The following is a 17,133-nucleotide window of genomic DNA, read 5'->3' as shown; positions in this document are numbered from 1 at the left end:
AATTTTAACTTAAATCACTAAACCCTTAAAATCCTAGACTAACACCCAACATATATTGACGAGCCTGTGGATACACACCAAAGTCTACACCCAAGGCTGGGTAAGTCGATGGAGTAGCCGTAACTTCTGGATCAAGCCCCTCATATTTAGTAATTGTAAACAGATTTGTTACCCCCACATAAGCACGGAGTTTCTTGATACCGGTATTATTACCAAAAACCCGATTGGTATCGAAGTTATAGCCAACTTGAAGGTTTTTCAGTTTCAAGAAACTTGCATCCTGTACATAGTAGCTCGAAGAAGCATACTCATAAGGTGAAGCATTTCTAACTTGAGAAGGGATCATGCTACCGCTATTCGTTGGACTCCATTCATCCAATACGCGCGTACTTTTTTGACCTCTAAACACACCAAAATCTGTAAAATACCGCGTAGCTTCATAGTTTTGATTACCCTTTGAGCCATAGAAGTAGGCCATAAAATCAAAGTTTTTATAAGCCGCATTGATATTGAATGAATACACAAAATCAGGATGTGGGCTACCTATAACGGTACGGTCACTTGCATCAATTTTGCCATCACCATTGACATCCTCAAATTTAAGTCCACCAGCTCTCGACTTTCCATCCTCATATTTAGCGACACTCGCATTGTTGATATCTGCTTCCGAATAAATACCAATTACTTTATAGCCATAGAAAGCACCAAGAGGTTCTCCAGGTTTTAAGATGGAGGTTTCCATACTTCTAAAACTACCGTACACTTGTTGGGTTACTGATGGTGCCAAAGAAACAATCTTGTTCACGTTACGTGAAATAGTAGCGGACAGATCCAATTTAAATGCACTTTCTTGACGTCTACCGTAATGATAATTCAATGAAAACTCGATACCTTTATTTTGCATATCACCAATATTTACATAAGGCGATCCGGCCCGGCCTGCGGCAACAGCAGGTAAAGGCAACAGGTACAGCATGTCTTTCGTCTTTTTATTGTACCAATCGAAAGATCCATCAAAATCACCTTGTGCGAGGGTAAAATCCACCCCAATATTTAATGCGGATACTTGTTCCCATTTCACGTCCGGATTACTGTAGGCATTGTGCCACATACCGGAAGTCAAACTTCCGTCAATAGGATATGAGGATGAATTAATAGCGACCTGATAGCGATTCAGATATTGATTGGCTGGAATACGTTGGTTCCCCGTCACACCATAACCAGCTCTGATTTTTAGATCCGAGATCCATGAAACACCTTTCATGAACTCTTCCTCCGACAAGCGCCAAGCTGCACTCGCTCCAGGGAATGTTCCATATTTATTGTTCGGCCCAAAATTAGAAGAACCGTCACGACGCACTGTTGCACTTAAGATATACCGATCTTTGTAGGAATAATCCACCTTTCCAAACACCGAAAACAAGGAACCTACAGAACCGCTACCTTCACTGACGCGACCGGTTGAAGCGGCATCCAAGTAAAGGTAATCAAGCGATGACATTGTAAAAAAGCCATTTCCTTTTCCTCTTATCTGCCTATTTCTATTCTGAATAGCTTCCGTACCAGCGAGAATGCTCAACGTATGCGCCTCATTAAATGTTTTTTTATAATTTAAAGTATTTGTCCAAGTCCATTCTTTATTCAGTCCAAAAAATTCATTAATTCCGTTGTTAAAACTTCCTTCTGTAAACTCAGGGTTTGGATAGGTATAAGATACACCATTGTAGTTTTCATACTTCATACCAAAACTGCTACGGAAGGTTAATCCTGAGACAATATCAAATTCCCCAAAGACATTCCCGAAAAACATATTGCTCTTATTTTTATTATCCTTGGCACGATAGGCGATAGCAACAGGATTTTCGCCATTACCATACTGTCCGCCAACAGATCCTGCAAAATTTCCGCCCTCATCATATACAGGAATGATATTATGAATACGATACGCAAAACCTAAAGCACTACCTTCACCGATATAGTCCCCGGCAGTATTGGTATTTACCCCCATACCAAATCCTTCCGTAAAACTATATTGCATATTTTCGCCGAAACGTAGTTTATTATTAAAGGCAGAGAAGCGTGTGTTTGAACGAAGATTATATTTTTCAAAACCGGTATGAATAATCGTTCCTTTTTGTTTCAGATAACCGCCCGAAATCGCATAGGAAGCATCTTCACCACCTCCTAAAACGCTAAGTTGGTGCGACTGAGTAGGCGCATTTTGGGATAAAGCATCAAACCAGTTGGTTCCGGCCTTATTTGCTTTAGTAATTTGATAAAAATCGCTTCGGCTACTCGCATCGTACTTATATTTTGACATATCCACGTCTGCGGCTGTAATCACATCTTTCCCGCCCACTTTAGGTCCAGCAATAAGGTAATCAGGCATCACATTGTTTGTGCCGTCCAATCTGTTTTCAATATCCAATGTTTGTTGTGGAGACAACATTTTTGGAAAACGCCCACTGTTTGGAACCTGCACACCATAATAAGAGTCAAGGCTAAATTGAGGTTTTCCACTTTTACCGATTTTTGTGGTAATGATGACAACACCATTATTTGCACGTGAACCGTAAATTGAAGCTGCTGATGCATCTTTTAAGACCTGCATCGTCTCAATATCATTTTGATTCAACCAGCTTAACTTTCCTTCATAAGGCACTCCATCAATAATGTAAAGCGGCTCGTTGTTGTTGATCGTACTGTAACCACGAATTTTGATCTGTGGTGTAGAACCAGGGGCACCATCGACTACGATCTGAACACCTGTTGCCCGCCCTTGCAACGCCTCAACAGCACTCGCAGCCGGGGTAGTTTTCAATTCCTTCACATTGACAACGGCAACAGCACCAGTTAAATCTTTCTTACGCTGTGCCGAATAACCTGTGACAACAACCTCTTCCAAGGCATCTTCTGAACCGCTTAAGGAAATTGAAAGATCAGCTTTCGAAGAAACAGTAACTTCAGTACTTTTGTACCCAATATAACTGATAATCAACACATCGCCCACTTTTGCTTGAATGGTAAATGCACCATTCTCGCCGGTTGACGTCCCGTTACTGCTCCCCTTGACTTTCACAGATACACCAGTAATACCTTGACCTGTAGCAGCATCCTTCACGACCCCCTTGATAGGTGTCTGTTGTACGCTCCTTGTTTTGATTAATGAAACGACTTCAACTTTGCCATGGCTAGTTAATCCACTGGCAAATCCATGAGTGGTCATTCCTCCCCCAATGAGAAGAGAACTCATAATCAGAAACCTCTTATTGAACTTTTGGCCCAATATGAGATCAAAACAGCAATTTTTGTCCGTTTTTTTCATCATAATTTTACTAAATAGGTGGTTTAAAAAAATTTATGTTTACGCTTTAGTTGTTTTAGTTGATATTGGTTATTATTTAAGTTTTTGGTCATTTTTTTAGGTCTGACGACAACAATGCTATATTATTGGCAGATTCAGGCCCCTTGGTTATTCATTTTTTTCTAATTTGGTTATTTTTCCAGAAATGTTAAAATCTGTTAAATAAATGTAAAGAATAATAAATGTAAAAAAAAAGGAAAAATCTTAATTAATTCACAAAGCGCTATAAATCAAGTTATTGTATTTTATACACTAAGTTACAATGCAATACTATTGTTACACAAGTACATCCTTTTGTTTTTTATATCCGGAACGTTTCCCAAAATTCAATATGCATTGTCAAATATTCCGCAAATAGGTCCAAATAAGCTAAAAGCTCCTTATATTTGTTGTTGATGAATGTAAGTAATTTATTAGAACGGGCGCTCCGATTTGAGTTCCTATCCAAGGAAGAGGGTGTTTTTTTATATCAAAACGCACCTACAGCTGATTTGACTTTCGTAGCCAATGAATTGCGTAAGATACAAGTGCCACATGGTAAAGTAACCTGGCAGATCGACAGAAATGTCAATACCACCAATGTGTGTATTGCAAATTGCAAATTTTGCAATTTTTTCCGTCGCCCTGGTCATGAAGATAGCTACATTACCGATATTGAAAGCTACAAACAAAAGATAGAGGAAACTTTTAAATACGGTGGCGACCAACTGCTGCTGCAAGGTGGCCATCACCCGGATTTAGGTATTGAGTTTTACAAAAACCTTTACAAGCAATTAAAGGAACTTTATCCTACGCTAAAACTACATTCTCTCGGCCCACCTGAAATTGCGCATATTTCCAAGTTGGAGAACATGAGCCATATTGAAGTTTTGACACAATTGAAAGAAGCAGGACTAGACTCGCTACCTGGAGCGGGGGCTGAAATTCTCAATGATCGTGTGAGACGGCTTATATCAAAAGGAAAATGCGGTGGTAAAGAATGGTTAGATGTTATGCGGGCAGCCCATAAAATCAATCTACCAACTTCTGCCACCATGATGTTTGGTCATATCGAAACGATAGAAGAACGTTTTGAACATTTGGTGTGGATTCGCGAAGTACAGGATGAAAAACATCAGGAATCCCATGGATTTATTGCGTTCATCCCTTGGCCTTTCCAAGATGATGGCACCTTATTGAAAAGACTGCGCGGTATTACCAATAATGTAACGAGCGAAGAATATATCCGCATGATTGCCTTAAGCCGCATTATGCTTCCTAATATTAAAAATATACAAGCTTCCTGGCTCACCGTCGGAAAGCGCACAGCGCAATTATGTCTGCACGCTGGAGCGAACGATTTCGGCTCAATTATGATCGAAGAAAATGTTGTTTCGGCAGCTGGTGCACCACATCGGTTTACGTCAAAATCTATACAGGAAGCTATTTTGGAAGCTGGATTCAGCCCACAACTACGAACTCAAAAGTATGAGTTTCGCGAACTACCAGCCCATATGGTCGAACAGGTCATTAACTATTAATACGATACATTGAAAGACGTCATAAGAAATATTGAAGCAATTATATTTGCTTCTGCGGAAGGAATAGATCTTGCCGATATCAAACAGATTTTGCAGGAAGCCTTAGCCATCGAAGTATCCAGGGAAGAGCTACGTGACTTGATTAAAAAAATTGAAACGAAGTACCAGGACGAAGACTATGTACTCGAATTACGCTATATCAACAACGCCTATCAGTTTTTGACAAAAGCTGTTTATCATGAATCGATACAACAGCTCCAAAATCACAATAACAAGCGAAAACTAAGTCAATCAGCACTAGAAACGCTCGCAATCATTGCCTACAGACAACCGATAACAAAATTAGAAGTGGAGCAGATTAGAGGTGTCAGCTGTGATTACTCTATTCAACGGTTACTGGAAAAGAAGTTAATCAAAATTGCTGGAAAAGCAGATAGTATCGGAAAACCATTACTTTATGCAACAAGCCAGCAGTTCATGGATCACTTCGGAATCAATGGTGTGAGAGATCTCCCTCAATTGAAAGACATCGTTACCGAGGACAATGCGATTGGCGAAACAAATGAATAAATAAAATAAAATAAATTTTTATTTTCAAAATACAATTCAACATACTGATTAACAGAAAAATAAAGCTTAATATTTTTTTAAAAAAAAGTTTTAAAAAATAGTTTTCTTCTCTAATTTTACAACATTGAATAAGAAACAATAAAGTATTATTTTATGAACACGGCAACTTTAGCTAACGAAGATCTTGAAGAAGTAAAATTCGCATCTTTCAACGGTCCTGATGACGATGATGATGATTTCGATGATGATTTCGATTTACCTGAAATCGACTCGATTGGAGGATTGGATGACTTCGATGATGACGATGAATTTTAATATTTTAGTGCGATATAACACTACCTATTAAAACACCAGAGTATCATTAAAAAATAAGGCGTTCAATTTGATTGAACGCCTTATTTTTTACTTTACTTGATCGATCAATTTATGTAATTCCATCTTGGGAATCATTCCGCTTTGTCGCCATACCTGTTGGCCATTTTTGAACAACACGAAAGTAGGCACGCCACTTACCTTATAAATCGAAGCAATTTTTGGATTCTTATCCACGTCAATCTTAATGATAGACAAATCATCTTGATAAAATTCCTTTACATCCTGTAAAACCGGCGCCATAGTCTGGCAGGGACCGCACCACGTCGCAAAAAAATCCACCAAAACCAGCGAATTTGATTGAATAATCTGGTCAAAAGTAGCCATTATTGATTCTCCTTTACTTCTTCTTGCAATGCCTTATACCCACCTTGGATATTGCATATATGTTTAAATCCTTTAGCACTCAAAATAGATACAGCTACTGCACTCCTATAACCTGATTGACAGTGTACATACAGCTGTTGATTGTCTTTTTTAAGCGTAGAACCAAAATTAACGAAATCTGTTAATGGAATATTCATTGCATTGTCAATATGTCCATTACCAAATTCTTTATCTGTTCTTACATCCACAATATGACCTTGATCTGATCTTTTCATGAATTCCCCTGCACTGATATTACTCAACGAGACTACATCTTCGCCACTTTTCCAAGTTTCAATGCCGCCTTCTAAAACCCCAATAATATGGGTATAACCTAACTTTAATAAATGATGATAAACCGTATCTTGACTATCTATGTCTGTAATCAATAAAAGCTTTTGGGCTTTATTGGGAAACACGTGCGCCAAAAAGTGATCAAAAGGACCTTTAAAGCCTATATTTATTGATTTAGGTACAAATCCTTGTAGGAATATATCGCCAGGTCGCGTATCAAGAACTTGGATAGCTGTTTCACGACGCAATTTTTTAAATTCTTTCAACGTTAGTCGTGGTAAATCTGAAGCGGGTTGCGACATCTCGACCTGATGACTCTTCGATTCCGCATGTAATTGCATTTGACCATTAAACAGTACTAAACAAACCCCACATAATGTGATAAAAACTCTACGCATATATTTTACTATTTAAAAGGAATAAGCAGCTTTTCCAATTCCTCAATTTTACCATTGTATATATTTAAGTCCACATTGCCCTGAATCCCTCTGACAGTACCTTTTTCAGAAAATTGCCAAAAAGCCCAATGGTCTTTGGGGTTCTCAACCCAAAAGTTATAATTTGCAATCCACAACGTATAAGCTGCAAATTCCTTTTCCAAAAAGTCACTATAAAACTTATCTCCGGAGTAAAGAATGGGTTTTACTTTGTAGTGGGCTTCGACTTCTTCAAGCCAACGTTTTAGCCCAACTTTCAAGCTATCCATAGATTGTTGTTTTGGATGCTCCTCAATATCCAAGACCGGCGGAAGATCGCCAGACTGTAGTTTAACCTTCCGAATAAAATTCTTCGCTTGCTTGACCGAGTTCTCACTGGGTCTAAAATAATGGTAGGCGCCTCTCAAAACTGCCCTATTTTCCGTTTTACTCCAATTTCGACTAAACTTATCATCAATTCCTTTTTCACCCATTGTCGCCCTGATAAACACAAAATCTATCGGAAAATGATCATTGATTGTGCTTACCTTTTGCCAATCTATTTCTTCCTGATAGGTAGACACGTCTATGCCAAACACCTTATCATCGTGCTTGCTCATAATCTCAATATTACGAATATCATATTTAGCTTCCTTCGTCAGAGACTTGTCTTTGGAGGTAGCCACGCGAAAATAGTATATAATTCCAGCCCGATAATGCCACACAACAAGACAGAGGAAAAGCACCAGCATTCCTGCTATCATCCAAATCCACTTTGTTCCACTAACTTGACTTCCTTTTGTACTTGTTTTCTTTCTTTTTGATCGCTGTTGTGCCATAGCACGATGAAGTTACGGCAATAGCAATTAACTCGCAAAATTTTCGCAACAATTTATATTTTTGTGTATGATCGTATACAACCCCAAAGACTGGCTTTCGGCAACTTTCAAGTTGCATAAATCAGATACCTTCAAAAAGTTACTGCCATTTCTTGTTTTGATAGCGTTTTATTCCTGGATGATTGCCTTTCTTGAATTGGAATACCTCAAACTAAATGAAAAGAGCTGGGTCAAAAACATTACCATTGTCCACAACCTACTCGGTTTTGTTATATCGCTTTTACTGGTATTCCGAACAAACACGGCCTATGACCGCTGGTGGGAAGCCAGAAAACAATGGGGTACATTGACCAATGTTAGTAGAGCCTTTTCGTACAAACTAAATGCCATGCTGGATGTAGATGACAAAGTGAATCGTAGTTTTTTCAGAAAGGCAATCCCCCTATTCGCAGAAACACTATACGATTTTTTAAGATCGGATTACACCAAGTTTATGCTCGACGAAAACGAACACCCTGAGTTAAAGGCTTTGGATAATAAAAAACATGGTCCGAACCAAGTCTCTACCATGATCTTCCACAAAATCAATGATCTATATAAAGAAGGAACTATAACTGGCGATCAGCTTATTATCCTTAATGAGGAAATTATTACCATGACACATGTTTGTGGAGCTTGTGAGCGTATTAAAAACACCCCAATACCATTAGCATATAGTGCATTTATCAAGAAGTTCATTATCTTCTATACCATGACCCTTCCAGTAGGTTACGTTTTTTCCATCGGTTACTTTGTTGTGATTGCTGTACCATTCATCTTATATGTTTTAGCATCTCTTGAGTTAATTGGCGAGTCCATTGAAGAGCCATTTGGTATCGACCAGGACGATTTACCGATCGACAAAATTGCGGCCAACATCAGGAAACACTGCCATGAGATTATCCCTGCATAGACTTTTTTAAAAACAATCTAGCTCATTTTCAAACGCTAAGACTAGCTATAGAAAATAAGTTTTGTAAATCTATTCGAAATTTCTACTTTTGTCGCGGAGAGTTGGCAGAGTGGTCGAATGCGGCGGTCTTGAAAACCGTTAACTGTCACAGGTTCGGGGGTTCGAATCCCTCACTCTCCGCAGAAAAAGCCTTTCAGAAATGAAAGGCTTTTTGCTTTTGCCCCTTTATTCTCCCCCATCAAAAGATCAATTTTCTTATAGTACCATTCCATTCGAATTATCAGAGCGTTACCTACAAGAAAACAACATTTCACACAACTCTTCTTTGCCACATGCACTCTTTTTCACTTTTTTCATTCTTTTATGTAATAATCTGTAATTCATAACATCTAATAAGCAGAATATTCTAGAAAACCATAATTACTAATTTTAAATTCAATTCTTATGAAAACTATTGTTCTTCGTATCAATAAAGATCTACCGAACTATTTATGCCATTTCACCAAAGTCGCTATTTCAATACTTTTACTTATGATTTACGGATCGGTATTTGCACAAAAAAAATATGATTTTCAGGTCAGTATCTATGGAAAAGGAACACCAATCATTCTTATTCCAGGATATAGCTGTAGTGGAACCGTATGGACAGAAACTGTAAATCACCTAAAAGACAAATACGAATGTCACGTGCTTACACTTCCTGGCTTCGCAGGACAAGCAGCTATTAAAGAAGCATTGCTTGAGACTATGCGCAATGAAATCATAGCATATACAGAGGTAAAAAAAATGCAAAATCCGATTCTTCTAGGTCATAGTTTAGGTGGCTTTTTGAGTCTCTGGATCGCAAGCACCGCACCTTCGCTATTTCAAAAAGTTATTGTTGTGGACGGAGTACCGTTCTACCCGGGCATGCAGAACCCAAATACAAGTGTAGAGGAAGTAAAAAAGTTTGTCGATAAAGATGCACTTATCGCACAATTTACTTCGATGGGAGACCAACAACTTAGTGCCTATGCTAACAATATAGCACGACAGCTGGTAACCGATTCTATAAAAGCCAAAACAATAGCCGAATGGCAAGTACAGAGCGATAGAGTTACATTAGCATCTGCTTTTTATGAAATGATGACGACGGATATCCGTCAGGATCTTGCTAAAATTACCATCCCCGTTTTGGTACTAGGTAGTAAGTACGAAACGCTGGAAAAATCACAACAGATTCTTTCCGAACAATATAAGTATGTGAAAAAGCTAACTTTACACAATACCAACAGTAAGCATTTTATTATGTATGATCAGCCAATATGGTTTTTTAAAGAACTAGATACATTTTTAAAATAACCCGATGACCAACAAAGAAAACTTTGAGATTATTTACAAAGAATATGCGCCGGCCATCCGCAAGTTATGCCTCAGTTATACCGGAGACCGAGATAATGCAGAAGATTTAATCCAAGAGACCTTCATTACTGTATGGAAAAAACTCGACAGTTTTCGCAACGATGCCAAATTAAGCACCTGGATCTACAGAATAGCGATCAATAATTGCTTGACGAGTATGCGAAAAAAACATCAACATTTAAAAAAAATAACCGACACAAGCTGCATCGATATACCAGAGGATTCATCGAATGAAAAAATACAGCAGATTGATCTGCTGTACAAATGTATCAGCAAGCTAAAAGAAGCTGATAGAGTACTGATCACATTGGTATTAGATGAAAAACCTTATGAGCAAATAGCAGAAATTACGGGAATTACAGAGAATAATCTCCGTGTAAAAATCCATAGAATTAAAAAGGAATTAACCGAAATTTTCCATAAATATGCAAGACTTTAACGATTTACAACATCTTTGGAAACAGGATAGCAAACAAAATATCTTGTCCCCAAAACACCTGAATAAGGCCAAAAACTTTCGTCAAGAATTAATAAGGAAAGAAATAGCCGGTGCTGTTTTATTGCTTGCAACAGGATTAATTATTCTTACTCTGGCATATTTCCTTGATTTTAGGCATAAAACGCTCGCATTGTACACATCGATGTTTATCGTATCCTTCCTTTGTTTTATACAGGCATACTTAATGTTGACTACTGCACGTAAAGTCAAAAAGATCAACGAAGTAGCTTTACCTACTAAACATTTACAACAGTGGCAACAGTTTGATTCCTTTCGAAAGAAAAGAATTCATTGGAACATGCCGATTTATCATCTACTTCTCGGTATAGCGATCTCGATCTATCTTCGGGAAATCCTAGCGGGTGCTAGTTTCCACTATTATTTACTGACTTACCTTCCAACCTATAGCTGGATTCTATTTTCCTACTTTTATCTGGGCAAAAGACAACTCGCTAAAATTGATCGATCAATCAACGAAGTTATTTTTGAATTACAGGAGTTAGAACGACAGTTCGGGAATTGAAAAATCGGATTATATATGCTCCTAAAAAATACATTCATGGTTACATTTTTAATTGCAATAAATAAGCTAAAACAAGATTATGATCACATCTAAAGCGAACATATCGTCCACGGCAGAGCCCGCTATCTCCAATATGACATCGAAAAGTGGGTTACCCCTTAAAAATAACCAACTGGTATTCAACTACATTTCTATTTAAGAGTGCTAAAACTGCTTTTAAACAAAGAAAAATGTAAAATAAGTTTTGTAATTCTACCCAAAATTTCTACTTTTGTCGCGGAGAGTTGGCAGAGTGGTCGAATGCGGCGGTCTTGAAAACCGTTAACTGTCACAGGTTCGGGGGTTCGAATCCCTCACTCTCCGCAGAAAAAGCCTTTCAGAAATGAAAGGCTTTTTGCTTTTTAGCCCAATTTATTCCCTTACTCTTCTTAAGAACTTACCTCAAGTTTATATCCTTTACCACGTATAACCGTAATTTTGATATTCGGATCAAACTCCAATTTTTTTCTAAGTTTTGATATAAACATATCTAAACTGCGCCCAACAATAATCCCCTCATCTTCCCAAATTTCTTTTTGCAGCCGTGTTCGCGCTATCGTTTGGTTAGGAGACAAGGCGAAAATATGCAACAGACGGGTTTCCGTTCCAGTGAGATCTATGGTATTTTCATTAATGACCATTTCTCGCTCCTGCGGATTAAACAAAACGGCCCCAAAGGTTAAAATACTGTTATTTTGATCGTCTAACACAGCGCTTCGCCTCCGATCCGATTTCCAAAAAAAGAATCCAGCAAATGCTAAAAACAACAGGATACCAAGAAAATAGCTATTCGCTGCTGTATTTATCCCGCTAGGTTTAAATTTAATATTGATCATGTAACATCCTTTAGGTTGCACTCTACCTCTACAAGCAATAATATCATCTTTTTTATTATGGGAAATAGCATATCCATAAGCTACACTCGAATTGCCACAGTTGAGGACGTTAACGACATAATCACGGGCAAGAGGATCATTGACCAACAGGCGCTGAATAACACTCACCAGTGAGTCTGGTTTAAAGGTGATTTCATTCTCAAACCTGATCTGATATTCATTTTCTTGAATCTTTTCTATCGGAAGTACCCTTGATCTACTGTCTCCAGACTGCGTAAGCAGTTCATCTCCTACCCTCCTAAGCAAAACTTCTCTCCTAGCGCTATCAAAATCGTCTGTGCCAGTCATATCAAAAGCAACAAAGGCCATCGCAATAAACAAGAGTATTATGCCGCCATACAAGTACTTGCGGTTCCCTGAGAAAATATTTCGGCTTTCAGACATACGATTTACAATTTATTTACAAAGATTACATCACTATTTACAATCTAAATCCCTCTATATAAGTATCATCAAAGTATTTTTGTTACATCACTCTAAAAAAGATACGAGAGAAAAAAAGTTTGAACGGCTCTAATTTACTGGGATAAATCTAATGTTCATTAAACTTTTAAAAATATGAAAAAAATTATCTACGTATTGGTTTTACCGCTCGCTATAGGAAGCGGCTTGGCCTTTGCCAATCGCGAAATCAAAAATGAAACCTTTAAAAAAACGGCCCCGAATTCACACACTCCTACTGAAATGACCGCCGAAATGAATAAATGGGAAGCGAGCCCCAATGGTATAAAGTTCAAAAAATGGCAAGAATCTCCCGAAGGTATAAAAGTACTTGACAATGCTGCGAAAATAAAGAATCAAATAAAGAATTCTGCCAACATAGAGGCGGTTGTAACTTCTCTTTATCTTCCACTAGGTGCACAGTTAGGTTTTGGAGTGATGGTTAGGATTAATCGTGAAGACTATATTCTAAGTTTTGGTCTGGAAAATTCTAATGAATTTCAACAATTGAAAAGTCTGAAAGTAAACGACAAAATAACGATAAGGGGTCGTACCGTCATGTACGCACCTAAGTATTCGTATCCAATAGTAGCGGGCAACTATGTACAAAAAGCTAACAAAATAATTTATAAACGCATCCCTAACCAAGGCGGTTGCTGAGTAACCTTCCTACCACTCCGCAAGAAAAGCCTTTCAGCATTGAGGGGCTTTTTTGCAAACCACTAGAAAAATTTCGACAGCCTAGCAAGCGTCCTAAATTGATTGAAAGGACAAAATAACAAGTGAATTGGTCAAATCGGATCAAAAACGAACAAACTAGAACATAGCATAAAAAAAAACTGATTATCAACAATTAAGAAAAAAAAATACAGAAAGTACTTGAGAAAAACCTCAGTTTTTAAAAAAAATACTGTGGAATCCATTCTTCTCTGTCATCATAATAATGAGTAACAACAAAGTGTTAACCTAAAGATGACGATCATGGCAGAATTAAATCAAAAAACGCAAGAAACGGAAAAAAAAAAAAAATAAGAAGCAGAAAAATGGCTCCTAAAGTAGATTTAACAGCCATGGTAGACCTCGCATTTCTTCTCATTACATTCTTTATGTTGACCACAACATTAAATAAACCTTCTGCAATGGATATCGCCATGCCAGACAAAATTAAATCAGATGTAGAAAGTTCGGTTCTTATTGATGAAAACCGCACGGCGACTCTTATTCTAGGCGAAGGAAAATTCATGTGGTATCATGGGGATTTCAAAAAACCGATCAGCTCTTCAAAAGTACCGGTAGATATCGAGAAAGGGCTCCCAGCCGTTATTGCACAGTTAAAAGCTAAGATAAGCACCATGCCCAATACAAAGGACATGATTGTATTGATTAAGCCTAGCAAAGAAGCGCGCACAAAAGATGTTATTCAGACGATAGATCAATTGAAGGGCCAGCATATCGCACGTTACGTGATCAGTAAAACGCAAATCGAAGAAGAAAAGCAATTGCTCGCTGCACTCCAGTAACATTGATTTGATCGATATCCTATCCATGCATTGAGTCAACCTATTGAACGAGCCTTTTATAGGTAAAATCAATTAATATCATCAAAAAACGTGGAAATGCTTTCTATCTGATGAAATAGACAATAACAAGTTTACCGAAAGGTCGTATGATCGATCTTTCGGTAGATTCCAGATCCGTACCGTAAATTATCTTTTATCCAGATTGTTCCAATAACGTTCCACATTCTCTTTTACCTCAACCGGTAGGGACGCATAATTGTCTGAAAACGTTGTCTGACCATAACCATCTGCTTCCTCCGCACGGAGACGGTAAAACTTATTTTTATAAAGAACTAGTCCAATACAGCTTAGCTGCTTTTTTAGGTCATCCTTTGGATGCCTTGAATAGATAAATAATGCATCCAATTTACCATCCCTATCCGCATCAAAAAATGCCTTTCGAGATTCCCAAACCGACGTAACGATCCCTTCTTCGGATATGGATTCATCAGCCACAAGCTGCCACATTCCGTCTATCTGCTGAAATTGTTGTACATAAAGTTTGTCGGGATCGGCACCCCGTTCCTCTTTTGAAAACACAATATAATTATCTTCTTTTGGAGTTTGAATGCGTTCCACTTGTAACACACGCTTCCCCTTAAATGGAAAACCAGAAGATTGAAAATTTTCCTTATTGATCGAAATTGTTGTAACCTGCGCCTCAGCAGCATAAAATCCCATCGATAATAGGATTAAAAGAACGTATTTTCCCATATGTTTTTCCCTTAGTATTGAGTCAATTTACTGACAATAAAAGAGAATTACAATATTTCAACGAGACATCTTTACATCCAAGTGATGCGATTCTCTATAAATGTCACTACATTTAATCCAGACAAACATCATGAAGAAGTTTCTGATCCAGCTATAGGTCTTTATTCATGAGCTTAGATCATACGCCGATGAAACAGGATATTCAAACACTCGATGATATTAAAGTATTAGTAGATCAATTCTATACGACGATACGTAACGACACTTTGCTCGGACCTATTTTTAAAGAACGAATCCAAGACAATTGGACTATACATCTTGAAAAGATGTATAGTTTTTGGCAGACTATCCTACTGGATGAACATAGCTATTTTGGCAGCCCCTTTCCACCCCATATTAACTTGCCCATTGATGCGCAACATTTTGGTCAATGGCTCAAATTATTCGAAGCAACAGTAGATCGCCTATACAGTGGACAAAAGGCCGAAGAAGCCAAATGGCGTGCGCAGAAAATGGCACAAATGTTTCAGTTCAAACTGGAATACTTACATGCAAACCCCAACAAGAAACCATTGATCTAAAGTTAGCCTACAAAGCCCACTTGATAGCATTGTTAAATAAAAAGAAAAATTAATCCATAAAAAAAGCCCTTGGAAATTTCCAGGGCTTTTTTAGTTGATGTGATTCAATTTATGCTTTTTCTTCTTTTAAGGAAGTAGAATCTTTTTTCGGTTCCTTTTCTTCAAAACCTGAGCGTAAAATTTCATCCCATAAGGAAGAACTTACTCCAAAACCTTTTTCTGGATCCGAATAATGGTGCAACATATGGTGCTGTTTGATCCGTTTGAAAATACCGCTTTTAAAATTAGCATGGTGCATTGCATAATGACATTCATCATAGATCAAATACCCCACCATAAAACCTGAGAAGAAGCAGGCTAAGATAAACTCATTTGAAAAAAACAATGTAAAACCAAGATACACCAAAAGAGCTAGTGGAATACTCGCTGACAATGGCATCACCAAACGCATACGGTCTCTTGGGTAATCATGATGCACACCATGGAAAATAAAAGCGATGCGCTTTCCCCATTCCGTTGTCGGGTGAAAATGAAATACCCAACGATGTAATGCATATTCAAAAGCAGTCCAAAAAGCTAAACCAAAAATAAAATACCCAATGTATGTTAAAAAGGAAATCTCTCCCCAAACTAGCGCTTTATACGAAAAGAAAACAACCACGGGTACATAGAAAATCAAAGGTACACTCCAATGCACTTTCGTCAAAGACTCTAAAAAGTCATTGTTGAACATGCGCGTAGATTCCGTAGAATTTGAAACATAATTACGCTTTGCCATAATACTATTTTTATTATTCCCTCACAAAAATAAGTATTTTAAGCACAAATGAAGAAGGTTTCTGATGAGAAAAACAAAATAACTGACCTTTTTAATAAAAAGGTTAAACAACAATCATTACCCCAATTAAGCTAAACCCTTTTTATTGCATCTATTACCCTAAATTTCACTCTTTTTCGCTTTAATCAACTAAAATCTCAGCACGAGAAAATTGACAAATCCAAGACAGTTTGCTTATTTAAAGTTGACTGTTCCACCGGCCATTTTCTTTTCTACACGTTGTTCTGGTTTTCCATAAACATCAATCACACCGCCACCACGTGTTTTGGTTTCGATGGAATCAGTTGCAAAAACATCCGCTTTTCCCCCGCCATTGACAGTAACTACCGTTGTGGCTGTCTTAAAGTCTTTACCTTCATATTTGCCACCAAAATTCGAAATGATCTCCTGTCTGTTTGCTTTTCCATACAAAGCGATTGTGGCACCTGAGGTCACTTTTATTTCAGCTGTTTTTACCGCTGTATAGAGATCAACCAGGCCACCTTCTGAAGCATATACTTTTAAGTGGTCAACAGCAACTGGATTATTTGTAGTTGCAAATACCTTAGCTCCTTTTTTTGCTTCCACATTGTTTAAACTCTTGTAATATACCTTCACAGAGATATCCCCCCCCTGCAGCATATTCAACGTATTCATTTTCAAAACCAAGGATCCATTTGTGTTGACCACCTTAACATTCTCGTGATTCTGTCCTTCAAACGTCACTAAGGACTCGTCCGACTTAATCAACTCCACCTGAATCTTGTCCGTCGCTACAACCGAAGAAAAATCGCCAACATTTTGCTTCACCTGCCCAAACCCCATTTGGGCAATTAATAAAAGAATTACACTGACTCCTAAAAATTTCATATTTACTTGACTTTTTATTGTTGTTCGTCAAAAAATAAGCCAATTCCTATTAAGAACAATATTTTTAACCTATTTTGACATAAAAAAGGCGCCCTTAGAT

18 protein-coding genes and 2 tRNA genes are annotated in these 17,133 nt (G+C 37.8%); 12 read left to right on the top strand and 8 right to left on the bottom strand.

From position 1 onward, the window contains the following. Window positions 1–25: 25 nt before the first annotated feature. The gene (locus tag HS960_RS25110; protein ID WP_153844767.1) at window positions 26–3,253 is read right to left on the bottom strand and encodes a SusC/RagA family TonB-linked outer membrane protein; all 3,228 of its coding nucleotides are present in this window, start codon (window positions 3,251–3,253) and stop codon (window positions 26–28) included. A gap of 506 nt (window positions 3,254–3,759) precedes the next feature. On the opposite strand from HS960_RS25110, the gene mqnC reads away from it, so the two are divergent. The 3 genes from mqnC (at window position 3,760) to HS960_RS25095 (ending at window position 5,769) form a co-directional block, all read left to right on the top strand. After that, window positions 3,760–4,884, top strand: coding sequence for a cyclic dehypoxanthinyl futalosine synthase (gene mqnC / locus HS960_RS25105; RefSeq protein ID WP_182330794.1), 1,125 nt, complete (start codon window positions 3,760–3,762; stop codon window positions 4,882–4,884). A 9-nt stretch (window positions 4,885–4,893) separates the two neighbouring features. Continuing rightward, entirely contained in the window at window positions 4,894–5,454 is a 561-nt protein-coding gene (gene scpB / locus HS960_RS25100) for an SMC-Scp complex subunit ScpB (protein WP_182330793.1), read from the top strand. Window positions 5,455–5,607: 153 nt separating this feature from the next. Next, entirely contained in the window at window positions 5,608–5,769 is a 162-nt protein-coding gene (locus tag HS960_RS25095) for a hypothetical protein (RefSeq protein ID WP_167450446.1), read from the top strand. Window positions 5,770–5,856: 87 nt separating this feature from the next. Here the strand turns inward: HS960_RS25095 and trxA are convergent, their stop codons facing one another. Genes trxA through HS960_RS25080 form a run of 3 tightly spaced genes read right to left on the bottom strand, consistent with a single transcriptional unit; the run spans window position 5,857 to window position 7,741 of the window. Continuing rightward, window positions 5,857–6,153, bottom strand: a complete 297-nt coding sequence (gene trxA / locus HS960_RS25090) for a thioredoxin (RefSeq protein WP_153846864.1) — start codon at window positions 6,151–6,153, stop codon at window positions 5,857–5,859. Continuing rightward, entirely contained in the window at window positions 6,153–6,884 is a 732-nt protein-coding gene (locus tag HS960_RS25085) for a rhodanese-like domain-containing protein (protein WP_153846863.1), read from the bottom strand. The genes trxA and HS960_RS25085 overlap by 1 nt, the downstream gene beginning before the upstream one ends. A gap of 8 nt (window positions 6,885–6,892) precedes the next feature. Further along, window positions 6,893–7,741, bottom strand: a complete 849-nt coding sequence (locus tag HS960_RS25080) for a glycoside hydrolase family 25 protein (RefSeq protein WP_182330792.1) — start codon at window positions 7,739–7,741, stop codon at window positions 6,893–6,895. Between the two features lie 67 nt (window positions 7,742–7,808). On the opposite strand from HS960_RS25080, the gene HS960_RS25075 reads away from it, so the two are divergent. The 6 genes from HS960_RS25075 (at window position 7,809) to HS960_RS25050 (ending at window position 11,479) form a co-directional block, all read left to right on the top strand. Continuing rightward, window positions 7,809–8,693 carry a bestrophin family protein gene (locus HS960_RS25075; RefSeq protein WP_153846862.1) on the top strand — a complete coding sequence of 295 codons (885 nt, stop codon included), beginning with the start codon at window positions 7,809–7,811 and terminating at the stop codon, window positions 8,691–8,693. Window positions 8,694–8,788: 95 nt separating this feature from the next. Continuing rightward, window positions 8,789–8,873: transfer RNA gene (locus HS960_RS25070), tRNA-Ser, on the top strand. Window positions 8,874–9,137: 264 nt separating this feature from the next. Further along, window positions 9,138–10,034: an alpha/beta fold hydrolase gene (locus HS960_RS25065; RefSeq protein WP_153846861.1), complete on the top strand. Its 897-nt coding sequence runs from the start codon at window positions 9,138–9,140 to the stop codon at window positions 10,032–10,034. Between the two features lie 4 nt (window positions 10,035–10,038). Continuing rightward, on the top strand, window positions 10,039–10,533 hold the full coding sequence (locus HS960_RS25060; RefSeq protein ID WP_153846860.1) for an RNA polymerase sigma factor: 495 nt from the start codon (window positions 10,039–10,041) through the stop codon (window positions 10,531–10,533). Next, the gene (locus HS960_RS25055) at window positions 10,520–11,116 is read left to right on the top strand and encodes a hypothetical protein (protein ID WP_153846859.1); all 597 of its coding nucleotides are present in this window, start codon (window positions 10,520–10,522) and stop codon (window positions 11,114–11,116) included. Before HS960_RS25060 ends, HS960_RS25055 begins: the two co-directional genes overlap by 14 nt. Before the next feature lie 278 nt (window positions 11,117–11,394). Beyond that, window positions 11,395–11,479 (top strand) — tRNA-Ser (locus HS960_RS25050). 65 nt (window positions 11,480–11,544) lie between these two features. Here the strand turns inward: HS960_RS25050 and HS960_RS25045 are convergent. Further along, window positions 11,545–12,435, bottom strand: a complete 891-nt coding sequence (locus tag HS960_RS25045; RefSeq protein WP_153846858.1) for a winged helix-turn-helix domain-containing protein — start codon at window positions 12,433–12,435, stop codon at window positions 11,545–11,547. A 174-nt stretch (window positions 12,436–12,609) separates the two neighbouring features. On the opposite strand from HS960_RS25045, the gene HS960_RS25040 reads away from it, so the two are divergent. Both HS960_RS25040 and HS960_RS25035 read left to right on the top strand, forming a co-directional pair. Then, a complete protein-coding gene (locus tag HS960_RS25040; RefSeq protein ID WP_153846857.1) occupies window positions 12,610–13,152 on the top strand; it encodes a hypothetical protein in 543 nt (180 codons plus the stop codon). A 383-nt stretch (window positions 13,153–13,535) separates the two neighbouring features. After that, window positions 13,536–14,012 carry an ExbD/TolR family protein gene (locus HS960_RS25035; protein ID WP_153846856.1) on the top strand — a complete coding sequence of 159 codons (477 nt, stop codon included), beginning with the start codon at window positions 13,536–13,538 and terminating at the stop codon, window positions 14,010–14,012. Window positions 14,013–14,198: 186 nt separating this feature from the next. On the opposite strand, the gene HS960_RS25030 is transcribed toward HS960_RS25035, so the two are convergent. Further along, window positions 14,199–14,765 carry a hypothetical protein gene (locus tag HS960_RS25030; protein ID WP_153846855.1) on the bottom strand — a complete coding sequence of 189 codons (567 nt, stop codon included), beginning with the start codon at window positions 14,763–14,765 and terminating at the stop codon, window positions 14,199–14,201. A 167-nt stretch (window positions 14,766–14,932) separates the two neighbouring features. On the opposite strand from HS960_RS25030, the gene HS960_RS25025 reads away from it, so the two are divergent. Further along, the gene (locus tag HS960_RS25025; RefSeq protein ID WP_228280120.1) at window positions 14,933–15,346 is read left to right on the top strand and encodes a group III truncated hemoglobin; all 414 of its coding nucleotides are present in this window, start codon (window positions 14,933–14,935) and stop codon (window positions 15,344–15,346) included. Window positions 15,347–15,455: 109 nt separating this feature from the next. Here the strand turns inward: HS960_RS25025 and HS960_RS25020 are convergent, their stop codons facing one another. Together HS960_RS25020 and HS960_RS25015 are read right to left on the bottom strand one after the other, a co-directional pair. Further along, window positions 15,456–16,124: a sterol desaturase family protein gene (locus HS960_RS25020; protein WP_227550237.1), complete on the bottom strand. Its 669-nt coding sequence runs from the start codon at window positions 16,122–16,124 to the stop codon at window positions 15,456–15,458. Between the two features lie 234 nt (window positions 16,125–16,358). Then, window positions 16,359–17,033, bottom strand: coding sequence for a head GIN domain-containing protein (locus HS960_RS25015; protein ID WP_153846854.1), 675 nt, complete (start codon window positions 17,031–17,033; stop codon window positions 16,359–16,361). Window positions 17,034–17,133: the final 100 nt, after the last annotated feature.

This window comes from Sphingobacterium paramultivorum (genome assembly GCF_014109745.1).
GTDB lineage: Bacteria > Bacteroidota > Bacteroidia > Sphingobacteriales > Sphingobacteriaceae > Sphingobacterium > Sphingobacterium paramultivorum.
This window is presented reverse-complemented; position numbering and strand designations above follow the sequence as displayed.